At 35.2% G+C, this 17,482-nt stretch carries 14 protein-coding genes; 11 read left to right on the top strand and 3 right to left on the bottom strand.

Going from position 1 to position 17,482, the window contains the following annotated elements; genetic code table 11:
- Window positions 1-26: 26 nt before the first annotated feature.
- The gene (locus tag RBQ61_RS11915) at window positions 27-1,691 is read right to left on the bottom strand and encodes an NAD(P)/FAD-dependent oxidoreductase (protein ID WP_308137531.1); all 1,665 of its coding nucleotides are present in this window, start codon (window positions 1,689-1,691) and stop codon (window positions 27-29) included.
- Between the two features lie 156 nt (window positions 1,692-1,847).
- Here RBQ61_RS11915 and RBQ61_RS11910 point away from each other — a divergent pair, with 156 nt between their 5' ends.
- The 3 genes from RBQ61_RS11910 to RBQ61_RS11900 all read left to right on the top strand — a co-directional run bounded on the left by RBQ61_RS11910 (window position 1,848) and on the right by RBQ61_RS11900 (window position 5,898).
- Entirely contained in the window at window positions 1,848-2,429 is a 582-nt protein-coding gene (locus RBQ61_RS11910) for a DUF3841 domain-containing protein (protein ID WP_308137530.1), read from the top strand.
- 199 nt (window positions 2,430-2,628) lie between these two features.
- Window positions 2,629-3,987, top strand: coding sequence for a uracil-xanthine permease family protein (locus tag RBQ61_RS11905; RefSeq protein ID WP_308137529.1), 1,359 nt, complete (start codon window positions 2,629-2,631; stop codon window positions 3,985-3,987).
- A gap of 429 nt (window positions 3,988-4,416) precedes the next feature.
- Window positions 4,417-5,898 carry a sodium-dependent transporter gene (locus RBQ61_RS11900; protein ID WP_308137528.1) on the top strand — a complete coding sequence of 494 codons (1,482 nt, stop codon included), beginning with the start codon at window positions 4,417-4,419 and terminating at the stop codon, window positions 5,896-5,898.
- Window positions 5,899-5,996: 98 nt separating this feature from the next.
- On the opposite strand, the gene clpB is transcribed toward RBQ61_RS11900, so the two are convergent.
- The gene (gene clpB / locus RBQ61_RS11895) at window positions 5,997-8,597 is read right to left on the bottom strand and encodes an ATP-dependent chaperone ClpB (protein ID WP_308137527.1); all 2,601 of its coding nucleotides are present in this window, start codon (window positions 8,595-8,597) and stop codon (window positions 5,997-5,999) included.
- A 44-nt stretch (window positions 8,598-8,641) separates the two neighbouring features.
- Window positions 8,642-9,490 (bottom strand): YitT family protein, encoded by an 849-nt coding sequence (locus RBQ61_RS11890; protein ID WP_308137526.1) that lies wholly within the window; start codon window positions 9,488-9,490, stop codon window positions 8,642-8,644.
- A gap of 276 nt (window positions 9,491-9,766) precedes the next feature.
- Between RBQ61_RS11890 and RBQ61_RS11885 the strand changes: the two genes are divergently transcribed.
- From RBQ61_RS11885 to RBQ61_RS11850, 8 genes are all read left to right on the top strand, one after another.
- Window positions 9,767-10,084 (top strand): hypothetical protein, encoded by a 318-nt coding sequence (locus RBQ61_RS11885; protein ID WP_308137525.1) that lies wholly within the window; start codon window positions 9,767-9,769, stop codon window positions 10,082-10,084.
- A gap of 1 nt (window position 10,085) precedes the next feature.
- Window positions 10,086-11,114, top strand: a complete 1,029-nt coding sequence (locus RBQ61_RS11880) for a V-type ATPase subunit (protein ID WP_308137524.1) — start codon at window positions 10,086-10,088, stop codon at window positions 11,112-11,114.
- A 14-nt stretch (window positions 11,115-11,128) separates the two neighbouring features.
- The gene (locus tag RBQ61_RS11875) at window positions 11,129-12,196 is read left to right on the top strand and encodes a hypothetical protein (RefSeq protein WP_308137523.1); all 1,068 of its coding nucleotides are present in this window, start codon (window positions 11,129-11,131) and stop codon (window positions 12,194-12,196) included.
- A gap of 80 nt (window positions 12,197-12,276) precedes the next feature.
- Window positions 12,277-14,265, top strand: a complete 1,989-nt coding sequence (locus tag RBQ61_RS11870; protein ID WP_308137522.1) for a V-type ATP synthase subunit I — start codon at window positions 12,277-12,279, stop codon at window positions 14,263-14,265.
- A 32-nt stretch (window positions 14,266-14,297) separates the two neighbouring features.
- Window positions 14,298-14,735 carry an ATP synthase subunit C gene (locus RBQ61_RS11865; RefSeq protein WP_308137521.1) on the top strand — a complete coding sequence of 146 codons (438 nt, stop codon included), beginning with the start codon at window positions 14,298-14,300 and terminating at the stop codon, window positions 14,733-14,735.
- 26 nt (window positions 14,736-14,761) lie between these two features.
- The gene (locus tag RBQ61_RS11860) at window positions 14,762-15,070 is read left to right on the top strand and encodes a V-type ATP synthase subunit F (protein WP_308137520.1); all 309 of its coding nucleotides are present in this window, start codon (window positions 14,762-14,764) and stop codon (window positions 15,068-15,070) included.
- 9 nt (window positions 15,071-15,079) lie between these two features.
- Window positions 15,080-15,715 (top strand): V-type ATP synthase subunit E, encoded by a 636-nt coding sequence (locus tag RBQ61_RS11855; protein WP_308137519.1) that lies wholly within the window; start codon window positions 15,080-15,082, stop codon window positions 15,713-15,715.
- Window positions 15,708-17,477, top strand: coding sequence for a V-type ATP synthase subunit A (locus tag RBQ61_RS11850; RefSeq protein WP_308137518.1), 1,770 nt, complete (start codon window positions 15,708-15,710; stop codon window positions 17,475-17,477). The genes RBQ61_RS11855 and RBQ61_RS11850 overlap by 8 nt, the downstream gene beginning before the upstream one ends.
- Window positions 17,478-17,482 lie beyond the last annotated feature (5 nt).

Below are 17,482 nucleotides of genomic sequence, written 5' to 3'. Positions count from 1 at the left end.
AAATAAGCTGTTCTTTTTTATTATTATTATTTTGCATGCATAGCTACCTGGTTTGCAGCCCATTTACCTGTTTGAAGCGCGCCTTGCATCCAGCCTGACTTTGTTGAGATTTGATCACCTGCGAAAAACAGTTTTCCGTTATATTCCGGAAGCAGCATGTTGTAGGCGAAATTAACCTTTTGACCGGGATATCCGGCTGCAAATGCGCCTCTGAACCACTGTTCATTATTCCAATGAACAGTCTTGCTGCTGTCTATCAGTGTATTGATGTACCCTGGCGGTGTGCCGTGCACCTTTTCTACATCTCCTACAATTAATTCAAAGCGCCTGTGAGGATTTTGATTACTAAGTCTGGTAGAATCAAGTTCAATGTTGTAGGAAGCAGTTAAAACACCGGGATCATGAATGCTGCAGTGTATATTTGTGCAGTCCACGTGATCTGTGGGATACACTATGGATTGAATTACTAAATCTGTAGAGGAAATACCTCCGTTAACCCTGCCATAAGGCGTGTCTTCTTCCCAGAAGCGTTTGTTAAAAAGGCAAATGGTTTTTTGTGCATCAATGTAATTAAGTTCTCGTATTGCCTGCATCTTTTGATTACTGAAATAAGGATTTAATTCCAGTTCCCTCAATATTGGATAGGGGAGAGTGCATATAACAAAGTCAAAAGATTTTGATAATTGTCTACCCATAGGGTCTATGTAGTGAATATTTACGTAATCGTCGGAGGATTGAGAAATACCTTCTACAATATATCCCGGTTTAATGGTAACATTGCCGAGCATGTCGGGATTTAAATCCGCTTCTTTTGGATTAACACTTAAAAGAGATTTTATAAATGATAGAGGCAGATTAACCATGCCGTCACTTATTCTGTAAACGTTGATAAAATCCTGTGAATATGTACCGCTCATGCTCTTGTTGTGACTTATGTTGAGAGTAGCACCTTCGAATGGGTTCACTGCTGTCAAAAGATTTACGAATCCTTCACTGAGTTTAAGCCTTTTAAAAACCTGCCTGTTGCTTAATTTGGTTATTTCAGCATATTTTTCGGAGTAAGAAGGCTGAATTTTTAATATTTCTGATCTTTCATGTGGTGTAAGGCTGTAAAGCATTGTATCTGTTGCATAGCTGTGTAATTCGTTCCATGGAGTGCATCTTTCTTCAGGGTTAAGATCGTATTTGTGATATAAAAACTCCTCTATATTTCTGCCGCTTCTGTCACGTCTCATTCGAATATGATCTGCATAAATAAAATTGTTTGGCAGCAGAGATGTAAGTGATTGGGTATTTAAATTGAATAAGTTTATATAGTGCCAGGTTGTTGCGTGAGAAACAGGGATTCTCATAGGGCCGAGTTCTCCGTAATAATGCTTTGAGTTGTCGAAATAATATGTGTAAACTCTGCCTCCTATTCTTGAAGCTTCAGCATCAAATATGGTAATGCCCGCACCAAGTTTTCTTAGTTCATATGCTGCTGACAGTCCGGACAGGCCTCCTCCTATAATACCTATGCTTATATTGTTCATAGATTTTGGCTCGGCAAATTCAAGTATATCCGGAGGAGGACTGAGTAATTCGACTATATTTTTAAAATCGTCAGTTCTTCCATATCTTTCAAGCGATTTATAAAGTATTTCATTGCGCTGTTCATCAGTAGGATTGTTAAGTATATTATTTACAGACATAAAGATCCCCCTTAATGAATGAAATATACATTCATATATTTACAATACTAAATATATTAAGTTAGCTGAAACTTTATGACATGCTTTACTATAAGTTTCATTTTGATTTATCAAAAAATTACAGTATAATATTTATAGAACATATTAGGAGGGGTTATGGAAAACAATTCTGATAAGGTTACGCTATGGAGCAGACAGCATATTAAAAGTTTGAAAGAATTAGAAAACAATGGAGTAATAAGAATTACGCACAGCCATCTGGAGGAGAAATTCGATGAAATTGCGGGTTATATTATTAATTTGTATAAATGGTTTGTGAGTGCTGCGGAGGAAAGGGTTACCAAACCAGATGACGTTGAGTTTCCAATATGGTGCTCGATAAGCGAGGAAAACATGCTTCGTCCCGTAAAGGACCAGATTGTTTATGTGCTTGAGGTCGACAGGTCTGATATAATATATTTTGACGGACTTAAATGGGACTATGTTTTGAATCACCATTACATACCAAAGGACCAAAAAGATGCCGAGGAATATGCTAAAGAAATGGAACTTAAAGGTTTTGAAAATTCATATTCATTTATAAATGATAGAACGGCGCACTTTTATCCGGCGGAAAAGAAAAGGGTAATGGACAGCTGGTACAGGATTTTTGAAATAGAGAATTGGGACATATTCAGGGTTCAGGCAAACATATGGGAAATAAGGCCTGAAATGATAAAGGAAATTCTGTATAAATAAACAATTATGTGATATTGTTGACTGAAACTGTAAAATTATGTCATTGACTTTTAAGGTATGTCTATGCTATATTATAAAAAAATAATCTTTAACTCGGTACCGTGATGCCGTCAAGATGTAAATATCCCTGTTTTTAATGTGTATAATATAATCCTGGCGGTCGGTGCAGGATTTTTTTATTAAATTTATGGAGGTATTTATGTCTACAAAAAATGAAGTTTTTGGTTACTTGCCGGACGAGCGTCCACCGATTATAGGACTTATATTCTTTGCATTGCAGCAGATAGTTGTAATGTTCCCTGCGACAGTACTGGTTGCACTTATTACAGGATTTCATGTATCAACCACAATATTTGCCAGCGGATTGGCAACATTGGGATTCATATTAGTAACGGGAAAGCAGATTCCGCTTTATTACGGTTCAAGTTTTTCATACATTGCTGCCATTGCTTCAATAATGAGCGCCGAAGCATTCACAGGGTATTCTCTCAATGATAAAATTTCAATAGCTCAATTCGGTATAATAATGTCAGGCTTTGTTTCGATAATAGCTGGATTTATCATAAAACGTTCAGGGAAGGAAACCATAGATAAGGTTCTTCCTGCTACAGTAACAGGAAGTATAGCGATTATAATAGGATTATCTCTCGCAGCTAATGCAATGACTAATGCAGCAGCAATTCCTGCAGGTACTGCAGAGACTCAAATGCTGACGGCAGGCGGACTATCTTGGATTATTGCAATAATAACATTAATGTCTACAATTTTGTTCTCGGTATACTTAAAAGGCAGTTTGAGCCAGCTTCCAATCCTTTTCGGATTACTTACGGGATACATTGCTGCCTTGATAATCGGAGGAGTTACAGGAATTCCTTTTGTATCATTCAATACTATAGAATCTGCAAGCATACTTAACTTGCCGATTTTTACATTTCCAAAGCCTTCTTTGACGGCAGTTGTGGCAATAATGCCAATAGCGATCGCAACAATTCCCGAATCAACGGCTCACGTGTATCAGCTGGATATCTATGTAAATGATCTGGCGAGAAAAAAAGGTGTAAATAAAAAATATGACATAGAAAATAAACTGGGGCTTAATTTGATAGGTGATGGACTTGGAGATATTATATCCGGATTTATAGGAGGTCCTGCCGGAACAAATTACGGTGAAAACATAAGTGCAATGGCGATTTCAAAGAATTTTTCGGTTTATGTTCTCATGCTTGCATCGGTATTTACCATGATAATTTCGTGTTTTACACCTCTTATTAATATTATCTACTCAATACCAACCTGCGTTATAGGAGGACTATCGATTTATCTGTTCGGTGTTATAGCAGCACAGGGAATTACAATTATGATGGATAAGAAGGTTGACATGTTCAGTGCCAGAAATCTTGCTGTAATAGCGGTAATACTGATTGTTGGGCTTGGTGGCAGCTTTGGATTCAACGGAGGAATGATTCCGATGTTTTCAATTGAAATTCCGGCTATTGCAACAGCGGCAATTGTGGGTATACTGCTGAATCTTGTTCTCTCTATAGGTAAGAATGAATAAAATTGTTCTGCAAATCATTGGAAACCAGAGACCTTAATTAGAAAGGTCTCTTTTTTTATTGAAACAAACTCATAAAAAGGACTTATAAATAATATTCTATAATAAAACAAGGAGGGCATATATTTTAATATATTATAACGCATATGTTTCGCTACAATACATAAATTATTTAAAAATTTTATGACACGAAACTAAATTTTTCTAGACAACTGTTTAGTTTTGATATATAATTTATGAGTGTAACGTTTTCCATATTTTGTGTGCGAAGGCGATACAACAAATGAATCAGGCTATAATATTTATAATCAGAGCAAGACCAAAATCAAGAGAGGAGGTGTTTCCAAAAATATTATTATAATTTACAGCTAGATTGGTTATTGGAATTTTGGAGTTGTAGAGGAATCAAGAAAGGGAAAGGAAGGTATAATTATGGAAAAACAAACAAACAACAGAGGCCAGTGGGCAAGTAATATAGGATTTTTAATGGCAGCTGTCGGTTCAGCAGTAGGCCTGGGGAACATATGGGGATTCCCGTACAAAATGGGAGCAAATGGAGGTTTTGCTTTCTTAATTGTTTATATGGTGCTTGTAGCATTTGCTGGTGTTGCAATTATGCTTGGTGAGCTTGCATTAGGTAGAAAAACTGGCTTAGGTGTTATCGGAGCATATCAGGCTCTGTATAAAAAGTTTGCGTGGGTAGGTTGGCTTGGATTTTTATCAGGATTTTTAATTTTATCATTTTACAGTGTTCTAGGCGGCTACACACTTCGTTACGCATTTGGATTTATTATGGAAATTTTCAGCGAAGGTGCAGGCTTTGGCGGCATGGGAAGCGGTGAATTTTTTGGAGCTTTTACTTCTAGCGGTGGGATCAGCATGCTGTTCCACGGTATTTTCATGGCCATTACCGTATCAATAGTTATGGGTGGAATTGAAAGTGGAATTGAAAAATTTACTAAGATAGCAATGCCGGCTTTGCTTGTTATGCTTGTAATAGTAATAATAAGAAGCCTTACACTTGAAGGTGCTTCCACAGGCGTTGCATTTATGTTCGCACCGAACTGGTCAGCTTTTTCTGAGATAGGTTTCATGAGGGTTCTTAAAACAGCGGCTGGTCAGATGTTCTTCTCGTTATCGCTTGGTATGGGTTGTATGATTACTTACGGATCTTATCTAAGCAAGCAGGAAAACCTGGAGAAAAACGCCATTATCGTTCCTGTTGCAGATTCAATCTTCGCTTTGATGGCAGGTCTTGCGGTTATGCCTGCTGTTGGTGCATTTATGTCACAAGGTGTTGAAGGTATCTCATTCGGAGCAGGCCCTGGACTTCTGTTCGTTACTCTTCATCAGGTATTTAGCGTAGGAATGGGAGGATTAATAGGAAATCTGTTTGGATTTGTATTCTATTTCCTTGTATTTATTGCAGCTGTTACGTCAGCTATTTCACTTCTGGAAGTTTGTACTGCGTATTTTGTTGACAAACAAGTTTCTCAGGGAAAAGGCTCAGGACGTAAAAAATTAACAGTAATAGTTGGCGCTATGATATTTGTTGTTGGTATCCCTGTATGTCTTGACGGTCTTGGTGCAGGTGTAGCAGGAGGAGCAATGATTGACATCCCTGCTGTTATGTTTGGTATGGATGAGGTTCGAATGGCATTTGACTGCTGGCTTGACTTCTATGATATGATTGCAGAAGGCGTATTCATGCCTCTTGGAGCTATTATGATGTCTGTAATGATAGGATGGGTACTGGGTACAGATGTTATTAAGGAAGAAGTTGAAGCAACTCCTAATCTTCTTATGAAATCTTATAAATTCTGGGATATTTGCTTTAAGTTCATCGTTCCTATAGCAATTACATTCGTATTAATAGGACAAATAGATGACTTCTTTGGAATTGGAATTTTCTAATTAAAATGTGAAACTACAATGGCGGTTAAGCTTAAAAGCTTAGCCGCCATTTTTATTTGCATCCAGTGTTTTGAAAGTGCAGAATGCTGTTTAACATTTTAATTTGCGATTTTAAATCCAGTATTGTCGTAATCAATTTTTACTGTGCTGTCATACTCTGCTTTGCCTGCAATAATCATCCTTGCAATTAATGTTTCAATATTTTTCTGAATAAAACGCTTTAATGGACGAGCTCCGTAAATCGGGTTATAACCTTGATCTACTATTGCTAATTTTGCCTGTTCGGTTAAAACCACTGTTATGTGCTTATCTTTTAATCGGCTTTGAAGATCTTTAATCATCAAATCAACGATGGAAGAAATCTCATCTTTTTTAAGAGGCTTATAAAATACAATTTCATCAAGCCTATTTAAAAATTCTGGCCTAAAGTGGTGTTTAAGGAGATCATGTACTTTTTTCTTTGCCTCTTCAGATATTTCTCCTACATCGGTAAATCCGTCCAAAATATATTCAGAACCAAGGTTGGAAGTCATTATTATGATTGTGTTTTTAAAGTCAACGGTTCTTCCTTGTGAATCTGTAATGCGCCCGTCGTCAAGTACTTGAAGTAAAATATTGAATACATCGGAGTGCGCTTTTTCAACTTCATCAAACAATATTACCGAATATGGCTTTCTTCTTACAGCTTCTGTTAACTGTCCACCTTCTTCATATCCAACATATCCTGGAGGAGCTCCTATTAATCTGGATACTGAGAATTTTTCCATATATTCGCTCATATCAATTCTGATTATATTGTGTTCGTCATCAAATAAAGCTTCTGCCAGCGCTTTTGCAAGTTCAGTTTTCCCAACTCCCGTTGGTCCAAGGAACATAAATGAGCCTATTGGTCTGTCAGGGTCCTGTATTCCGGCTCTGGATCTTAAAATTGCTTCAGACACTTTTTCTACGGCCTCATTTTGACCGATTACTCTCTCGTGAAGTATATCCTCAAGCTTCAAAAGCTTTTCTCTTTCACCTTCCATTAACTTAGAAACAGGTATACCTGTCCATCTGGCAACTATTCTTGCTATTTCTTCTTCGGTGACCTTAACTCTGAGCAGCGTGTTAGGTCCCTGACTTTTCTCTGCAATATGCTCTTCTTTTTCCAAGGCTTTTTTAAGTTCGGGAAGTTTTCCGTATTTTAATTCTGCTGCTTTATTTAAGTCATAGTTCCTTTCAGCTCTTTCAATTTCAGCATTAAGGCTTTCCAGCTGTTCTCTAAGTGATTGTACTTTAGAAATGGAGCTTTTTTCATTTTCCCATTTGGCTTTCATTTCCTTAAATTCGGACCTCATGTCGGCCAGTTCCTTCTGGATTTCTTTAAGATGTTCTGAGGATAACTGATCATCTTCCTTTTTAAGAGCAGCTTCTTCAATTTCATGCTGCATTATTTTTCGGGATATTTCATCCAGCTCAGTAGGCATAGAATCTATTTCCGTACGTATTAATGCGCAGGCTTCATCGATTAAATCAATTGCCTTATCGGGGAGGAATCTATCAGATATATAACGGTTGGAAAGAACAGCAGACGCTATAAGTGCCTGATCCTGTATTTTAACACCGTGGAAAACCTCATATCTCTCTTTTAAACCTCTTAAAATTGATATGGTATCCTCAACTGTAGGTTCATCTACCATAACTGGTTGGAATCTTCTTTCAAGGGCAGCATCTTTTTCTATATATTGACGGTATTCGTTTAATGTGGTAGCTCCTATGCAGTGTAGTTCCCCTCTGGCAAGCATTGGTTTTAGCATATTTCCTGCATCCATTGCACCATCTGTCTTTCCGGCTCCTACAATTGTATGAAGCTCATCAATAAACAGTATGATTTTTCCTTCGCTTTTCTTAACCTCTTCGAGAACAGCCTTAAGCCTTTCTTCAAATTCACCTCTAAATTTAGCACCTGCAACAAGAGAACTCATATCGAGAGAGAATATTTTTCGCTCTTTTAAATTATTAGGTACATCACCGCGAACTATACGTATAGCAAGACCTTCTGCAATAGCCGTCTTTCCGACGCCAGGTTCACCTATGAGAACAGGGTTGTTCTTTGTTTTTCTGGAAAGTATTCTTATAACATTTCTTATTTCTGAATCTCTTCCTATAACCGGATCCAGTTTATTATTTTTTGCCAGTTCAACCAAGTCTGAGCCATACTTAGTCAGAACGTCATAGGTTGACTCAGGGCTATCACTTGTAACTCGAGTGTTGCCTCTTATTGTTGACAGTGCGTTAAGAAACTTATCGGCAGTTATGCCGAATTCGTCGTAAACTCTTTTTAAACTTGCTTTTGGAAAATTAAGAAGTGAAAGCATTATATGCTCAACAGAAACATATTCATCTTTCATACGTTCTGCCTGCTTTTCTGATTCTACAAGTATTCTGTCCACGTCCTGTGAAACGTAGATTTTATCGCTTTCGCGTCCGGGGCCTGAAACTCCCGGCATGTTTTCAATCAGTGTTTTAATTTTTGATTTTATAGAAGCGGGGTCAACATTCATTCTAGTCAATAGCTGAACTATTAAGCCTCCCTCTTGATCAATAAGAGCAAACAATAAATGCTCCTGTTCAATTTGCACGTTCATGTGCTCAATAGCGATATTCTGGGAAACTTGAATTGCTTCCAGTGATTTTTGAGTAAATCTTTGTGCATTCATTGAAATACCTCCTTTGTTGTGTAAAATATATTTAAATGCGGATATCAGAATTTAGAAAATCCAAACCCGTATACCTCCTGAACGGCTCTGACGGTTACAAATGATTCGGGATCAATTTTTTTCAGCTCATTTTTCAGTGTGAAGTATTCTTTCCTTTCCAATATAGTAACTATTATATCCCTTTCTTCATTTGTATACCCGCCTTCTGCCTTGTAAACAGTCACACCTCTGTCAAGCTTTTGGAAGATATAGTCCTTTACAACTTTGGTGTGTTTTGTAATTATGACCACCTCGTTTTTGACAGTGAATCCATCAATAAAGTAGTTAACGATAATTCCGTTCAGGAACCACCCAAATGCACCGACAATTCCGGTTTGTATGCCGTATGTAAAAAAAGAAAGAATAACTACTACAATGTCTGCTGCCATTAATCCTTTACCCATATCTAAATGAAAATACTTATTAAACACTTTTGCCAATATGTCTGTTCCGCCTGTTGATGCGTTTTGGTTGAAAACAATCGACAGTCCCATTGCGGAAATAATTATGCCGCAAATTAAATTTAAAAGTACTTCATCAGTTACAGGCTTTGAAGCAGGATGAAAAAATTCCATTAGTGACATAAAAAACGAAAGAAAAACAACGGAGAGAATAGTTCTTCCTCCAAAATCTTTTCCGATAAAGATAAAGCCTACAATTAAAAGAAGAATATTCAATACAAAGTTTGTTAATGATATGGGTATGGGCAAATAATTATTCAAAACTATTGCGAGCCCCGATATTCCGCCTGTAGCCAGGTTTTCAGGAACCAAAAAGTAATATACACCCATTGCTACTATAAAGGAACCGACGGCAATAAGTAATACCTGCTTAACTAAGTTTTTATCAATCATATAGGCCTCCTAGTTTTGTTTATTTAATTTTATCTCAAAAATATTTACTAATCAATACCATTAGATAACTTTTATAAAAATAATTTTTAAATATATATTTATAAGTAAACTAGAGAAAACTAGAGTAAAAAAAAGTAATTATGTATAAAAATCGTTATCTTGCTTGTTTACATAAAAATATTATTTAAATAAGAGATATAATGATTTGAATTGCTCTATAAAGAATGCTATAATGTGGAGTAATGTAAAAAAAAAGACAAAGGAGTGAGTTGCTATTTGAAAGAGATAATTGATCAAATCATAGAAATTGATGCTCTGGCTTATAATAATAAGACTAAAAATGAGCAGATATTATCTAATAAAAAGCAAGAGTATGAGAGCATGATATCAGCTTATCGGGAAGAAAAAATCTCTGCCGCAAAAGTTAAGGCCAAAGAAATTTCTGAACAAACCGATGCTTATATTATGGAGATTGAAAAATCTCAAAAAGAACAAATTAAAAAAAATTCTGCTGAAATTGATGATATTTATTTAAAAGCAGAAAAAAATTTAACCCAAAAAATATTTAACAAGTTATTTGTACTGGAGGGGTAATATGAACCCTAACATGGCATATTATGCTTTGGAAACAAAAATTGCAACAAAAAAAGGGCGTATTTTACAGAAAGCTGAATGGAATAAGTTTTTAGACTGTTCTGATGTTGGACAGTTTGCCGAACTGCTAAAAAACAATGTAGAATTCGCTAAGGCATTTGACGGAATGCTTTATGAAAAGCTCAAAAGGGAAGATTTAGAAACAGCATTGCTAAAATTTAAAACACTTCAGATAGAGAACCTTCTGCATTATCTTTCCGGACCATATAAGGAATTTATAAAAACAATCTTGATGGAGTCAGATATTCGAGATTTAAATCTTATACTGCGAAAAATCACAAAAAATGAAAGCCTGGATGGAATAGAAGAAAGGTTTGTTCATTCTAAAAATTACACAAATTTAGCTTATGGCGACTTGCTGTCAGCAGGCAGTGTGGAACAGTTAATAGAAAAATTAAAGGGTACTCCTTATTATAACGGTCTTAGCAATCTTTCGAAGGAAGATGCAATGAAGCGTGAATTTCATATTGAAATGAAAATGTATGTGGCATTATATAAGAGTATTTTTGAAAAGGCCGAAAAACTAAGCAAGGAAGATCAAAAGGCTGTTAAAGAATTAGTAGGCTTTAGGATTGACCTTTTAAATATTCAATGGATATACAGAGCTAAAAAGTATTATGAAATATCACCTGAAGAAATGTTTATTTATAGCCTTGAAGGAGGTTTGTCTATGGGATATAACAGGATTAAAAAGCTTTGCTATGCAACCATGGACGAATTTATTAATCTTTCAAAACAATACTTGAAAAATGATTTTTTCAAAGACGCAAATAATACAGATATTAACATCGTAATTGATTCCTATATGTTAAATTACATGAAAAAAAATACTTTCAATAATATTGGAACCGTAGTGTCATTTATTTATTTTTTAGATATCATTATCGATGATTTAATGTCTATAACAGAAGGAATCGAATATAAGGTTCCTAGGGAAAAAATACAAGAGTATTTAGTACAGAAGATATAGAAGGGAGGCTCTATATGACTAAAGAAAAAATAGTGCTTTTAAAAATAGTCGGATCTTTGGAAAATATGCATGATATTATAAGGGAACTGATATTATGTAGAATTGACAACATAAACATTGAAAAAGATAGCATGTATTATAGTAATTTAATGATTCATAAATTTGAATCTGAAGTAGTTGGGATGCAGACAAAGTTTCCGAGCCATGACAACATTTATAACAGATGCGTTAAGTATTTAAGCATTGTTGAAGAGCTGTCCCGCGACCTTAATGTTAACTTGAATGCTGATGCGGAATTTACATTTGAAAATGGTTATGATTTCGAAAATGCTTGCTTGGATTTAGAAAAAATAAAGGAATTATTGAGCAGTAGAATAAGTGAAATAGACAGCACGAAAAAGCAGCTCGAAAAAATTACGGAGTTAGGCGCTAAAATTGAGAGCATTACTGATAAAAGCATTAAGTTTAGTGAGTTAGCAGATCTAAATTATTTTGACTATGAAATCGGAACTTTTACAAATGATAACAAATTAAAAGCTAAAAGAAGCTATGGAAGCTTAAGTGCAATAATGCTTAAGATAGGAATCGTAAAATCATCTGGGGAAGAAATATACATGATTATTTATCCTAAGCAGTTTAAAGATGAAACCGACAGAATGTTGAAGTCTTTAAATTGGGCTGAGATGATTATTCCTGATCAATATTGCGGTTCAGTTGCTGATATGATTAAGCAAATCAATGCTGAAATAATCCATATGCAAAACAAAGTAAAAGAATTGTCTGAGTCATTCAAATCGGAAAAAGATGATATAAAAAATCAAATTGTGAGAATTTATGACGTATTCAGATTAGAAAATAAAATTACTGAATCCGCTTTAAGAGCAGATATTATCAGTAATTCATTTGCATTAAGCATCAGGTTAAATGAAATATATAAAGAAGCTGTTGAACAAGCAGTGAGGTCTGTAACGGAGCATTATCTTATAAATGAAAAATCGGCTGACGAATCGGATGCTCATTCAAGCCGCTTCGTAAAGCTACTAAAAAACAATCTGTTTTCAAAACCGCTTGGACTAATTTAAATATACGATGTAATTAGGATTTATAACGGATTGTGGAAGAAAAGTTAAAATATATGATTAATGAAGGGAGGAGGCTTTAGATGGCTATAGAAAAAATGGTTCTTTTGAAAATTGTCGGTTCTTTGGAAAACATGCATGACATGCTTAGAGAACTGGTATTTTGCGAAAATGCCCATTTAAACTTAAATGTTGAAAACAGTAGCGCATATAACAACTATTTAGTTATACATCAATATGAATCTGAGATATTTGGACAACCGATTTACCATGGGGTTGATCCTGGGAACATTCATAACAGCTGCAGTGATTGCTTAAGTACTGTTGAAACCTTGGCTCACGGACTGGATGTTGAACTGGTTATAGATAAAAAATTTCTGTTGGAGAAAAATTATAGCTTTGAGGACGCTCGTTCGGATTTAGGAAAAATTAATTCTTTATGGGGCAGTAAAATAAGTGAAATCAACAAAAAGAAAAAGCAGATCGAAAAGCTTGCGGAATTAAGAACAAAAATTGACAGTGTTACGGATAAAAGTATTCAGCTTAATGAGGTTGCTGATTTAAATTATTTTGATTATGAAATCGGAACCTTTTCGGCAGAAAACAAATCCAGATTAAAAAGAAATTATGAGAATCTAAGTGCGATAGTTCTAAGAATAGGGGTTATTAAATCTTCTGCGGAGGATTTATATATGATAATTTATCCTAAGCAATTTAAGGATGAAACTTATAATCTTCTTAAATCATTGAATTGGAATAAGCTTGTTATTCCTAAAAGATATTGCTGCACAATTGCTGATATGATTAAGCAGATTGATGCCGAAATAGTTCAGATGCAAAATGAAATAAAGGATATGTCTGCATCTATCGAACGAGAATGGGATGACATTAAAAACCAGGTTTTAAAAATTTACAATGTATTTAAATTAGAGGATAAGCTGGCTGAGCTGGAAGCAAGAGCAGATTTCAGCAATAATTCCTTTGTTTTAGACATATGGGTAAATGAAAGAGATAAGTCAGAGGTTGAAAAAGCAATTGCTTCAGTATCAGAAAAATATTTAATAGATGAAAAATCAGCTAAGGATTTTGGAAATCAGGTGGTACCTCCAACAAAGCTGAAAAACAACTGGTTCTCGTGGCCGTTTGAAATGATTGTTAAAATGTACGGCCTGCCTGCTTATCACGAAATTGACCCTACACCTTTCTTGGCTATAACTTATTGCCTGGCATGGGGTATAATGTTCGGTGATATAGGTCAGGGTCTTGTGTATTTACTTGCAGGAGTGTTTTTAATGAAAAAAATGCCCGCACCTGGACACATATTAATGAGGCTTGGTGGTTTTTCTATTGTGTTTGGATTTGTATATGGGAGCTTTTTCGGTTTAGAGAAAAAAGAGCTGCCATGGCTTCCAGGTTTGCTTGAAGGAGGGCCGTTAGACCCTAAAAATATTCCGTCTATACTTGCTGTAGGAGTTTTGTTCGGTGTAATAGTTCTTACGGTGTCATTTGTAATAGGAATTATAAATGCTTTGAAGAAACATGATATAGAAGAAGGAATATTCGGGAAAAATGGCGTTGCAGGATATTTGTTTTTTATAAGTCTTGTATTTACTTTAGTGTCACTAACAGGAATAATCAATATTTCAACTGCTTTATGTATAGCAGTTCTGTTGATAAGCTTGGTAGTAATGATATTGAAAGAGCCTATTACTAACCTGGTGTTAAAAAAATCACCGTTAATTCACGGCGAGGCAGGGTCATATTTTACTGAAGCTATATTTGAAGGCATTGAAACAATATTGAATGCATTAAGTAATGCAATATCATTTGTCCGTGTTGGAGCATTCGCTTTAAACCACGCAGGATTGTTCTTGGCCTTTTTGGTAATGTCAGAGGTAGTGACTAATCCGATAGCAAAAATATTTATCCTGTTTTTAGGAAATGTATTGATCCTTACACTTGAAGGATTGATAGTATTTATTCAGGGACTTCGTCTACAATACTACGAAATGTTCAGTAAGTATTTTGAAGGTGGCGGAATAGAGTTTAAGCCTATAAAATTAAATAATTAAAATTGAATAATAAAACATAAGGAGTTAAAAAAATGCAAATGATATCTATTTTATTAGCAGCTGTTATATCCGTTGGAACAATCGGATATGGCTATAAAACAATGAAAAGCGGTAAAAAAGGAAATATAAAGAAAGCAATATTAACAACAGTTTCAGCATTTTCACTTGTAATGATAGGTGCTGTTATAGCAACTATAACAGGCGGAAATGTATTTGCGGAGACAGTAAATGAAGTTGCTCAGGCAACAGGAATATCAATGGGTGAAGGATTTAAATATTTAGCTGCAGCATTGTCAACAGGACTTGCAACTATAGGTACAGGTGTGGCTGTTGGATCAGTTGGTTCATCAGCAGTAGGTGCCGTTTCAGAGGATTCTTCAATTCTTGGTAAAACATTGATTTTCGTTGGTATGGCTGAAGGTATTGCTATTTATGGTATGATTATTTCTATATTGATTCTGTTCGTTTAATAGAATAAAATGAAAAGAGAGTAAATATGAAATCTTTTTTAATTAGTGATAACAGAGATACTTGGGTAGGCATGAGACTCGTCGGTATTGATGGAGTCATTGTCGATACAAAAGAAAATGCGTTGAAAGAATTAAAAACAGCTGTTAAGAATCAAGATCTGGGCATCTTGATTCTTACTGAAAAAGTAGTTGATATGGTTAGAGATGAATACATGGAATATAAAATAAAGTCCAAGACTCCTTTAATCATTGAAATTCCTGATAGACACGGTACTATCAGAGAATACAATGCCATAAAGAATTATATAAGAGATTCTGTCGGCATTCATATATAGAGGTGATTTATGGTTACGATAGAAGAAAAAATCAAACTTTTTTATAAGCTCCTTAATCAGTCTATGGATCAGTCCTTTACCGATGAGTTAAAGGATTTAAAGGAAAAATATGAATCCAAAAATCAAAGAGCTAAGAACGAAATAGACAAGGAAGCGAAGGAGATAGAAGAAAGAGCGGCGAAAAGAGCAGATACAAAGCGTGCTGAAAGTGTAAGTAAATCAAAGGTAATCATAAAAAAAGATATTATGGTATTGAAAGAAAAATATTATTATATTTTTATGAAAAGATTTAATAAAAAATTAGATGAGTTTATAAAATCAGATGAATATAAATTATATTTATCAAAAATAATATCCAATTTGGTTGCTGAAATTAAAGATTACGGAAAATGTAATGTAACAATTTATTTAACAAAAAATGACCAAGGTAAATACAGTGATTTCATTAAAGATGAAATTACGAAAAAGCTTGACTGCAATGTAAGCTTTAGCATAGAGCATGATATAAAGGGCGGATTTATATGCATAATAGAAGATAGAGGCATGAAAATTGATTTATCAATTGATTCTGTTCTTGACGAAAACAAAGACTATATCATGCAGACAATATTTGAGACTTTAGAGGCAGGTGATTATAATGGCTAATATCCAAGGTGTTGTCAGCTCAATAAATGGTCCTGTTGTTAAGGGTCTCCATATGGGTTCGTTTAAGGTACACGAAATGGTTACCGTAGGAAAGCAGAAGCTTATAGGCGAGGTAGTATCCATTGAAGGTGATGTTGCAACAGTACAGGTTTATGAAGAGACAGAGGGATTAAAAGCCGGCGAGAGCATTTATTCAACAGGAATGCCATTATCTGTTACTTTAGGCCCCGGAATTATAGGAAATATTTTTGACGGTATTCAAAGACCGTTGGAAAGAATTCAAGATATGAATAAAGACTTTATACCTGAAGGTATCGGTCTTTTGACGATTGATACAGAAAAAAAATGGGATGTTACAGTAACAGCTAAAGCAGGAGATACCTTAAAACCAGGCGATGTTTACGCTACAGTTCAGGAAACATACAGAATTCTTCATAAAATAATGGTTCCTTACAATGTTAAAGGTACTGTTAAATCAGTGAAACCAAGCGGAAAATACTCCTTAAATGATACTATAGTGGTATTGGAAAAAGATAACACAGAAACTGTTAATTTAACACTTTGCACAAAATGGCCGGTAAGAAATCCTCGACCTATTAAAGAAAGGATTCCTATTTATAAACCGTTTATTACAGGACAAAGGGTTATAGATACATTTTATCCTATAGCTAAGGGAGGTACTATAGGGCTTCCCGGAGGATTTGGAACCGGAAAAACAGTTACACAGCATCAGCTGGCAAAATGGGGTGATGCTGATATTATTGTGTACATCGGCTGCGGAGAACGTGGAAATGAAATGACAGATGTTTTGGAAGAATTTCCGAAGCTTATTGACCCAAGAATTAACAGACCGTTGATGGAAAGAACCGTTCTTATTGCAAATACTTCAAACATGCCTGTTGCTGCACGTGAGGCAAGTATTTACACAGGTATTACCATGGCTGAGTATTACAGAGATATGGGATATGATGTTGCCATAATGGCTGATTCCACGTCCAGATGGGCTGAGGCATTAAGAGAAATTTCAGGACGTTTGGAAGAAATGCCTGCAGAAGAAGGCTATCCTGCATATCTTCCGTCGAGACTGGCTGAATTCTATGAAAGAGCCGGATGTGTTAATACTCTGAACGGACAGAAAGCGTCAATAACAATAATCGGTGCAGTTTCACCTCCTGGAGGAGATTTCTCTGAGCCAGTAACTGAAACAACAAAAAGGTTCGTTTCAGGATTTTTGGCTCTGGACAAAAAGCTTGCTTATGCAAGGCATTATCCGGCAATTAACTATTTAACAAGTTATTCCGGATATGTTGAAATGCTTTCCGATTGGTATGAAGATAATGTTGCTGGCGACATGTTTGATTTAAGGAAAAAAATGATTGTTCTTTTACAGGAAGATGAAAAATTAAATGAGATTGTACAGCTTGTTGGAGAGGATGTTTTACCTAATGATCAGGCTCTTATTCTTGAAACCGCAAGAATAATAAAGAAAGGATTCCTGCAGCAGAATGCTTTACACGCGGAAGATGCTTATGTTACTTTGGAAAAACAATATAAGATGCTGAAAGCAATAGATACATTCTATGAAGAAGCTTTAAAATGTACAAAAATAGGCATTCCTATATCTGTAATAAGAAAAGAATCTATTATACAGGATATTTTGAAGATAAAATATGACATTCCGAATGATAAAATAGAGTTGTTGGATGTTTTAAAAGATAAAATTGTTGAAACATTTGCTGACTTGAGACAAAAGTATGAGTAGGGAGT

It is taken from the genome of Sedimentibacter sp. MB35-C1 (assembly GCF_030913635.1).
Lineage (GTDB): Bacteria > Bacillota > Clostridia > Tissierellales > Sedimentibacteraceae > Sedimentibacter.
This window is presented reverse-complemented; position numbering and strand designations above follow the sequence as displayed.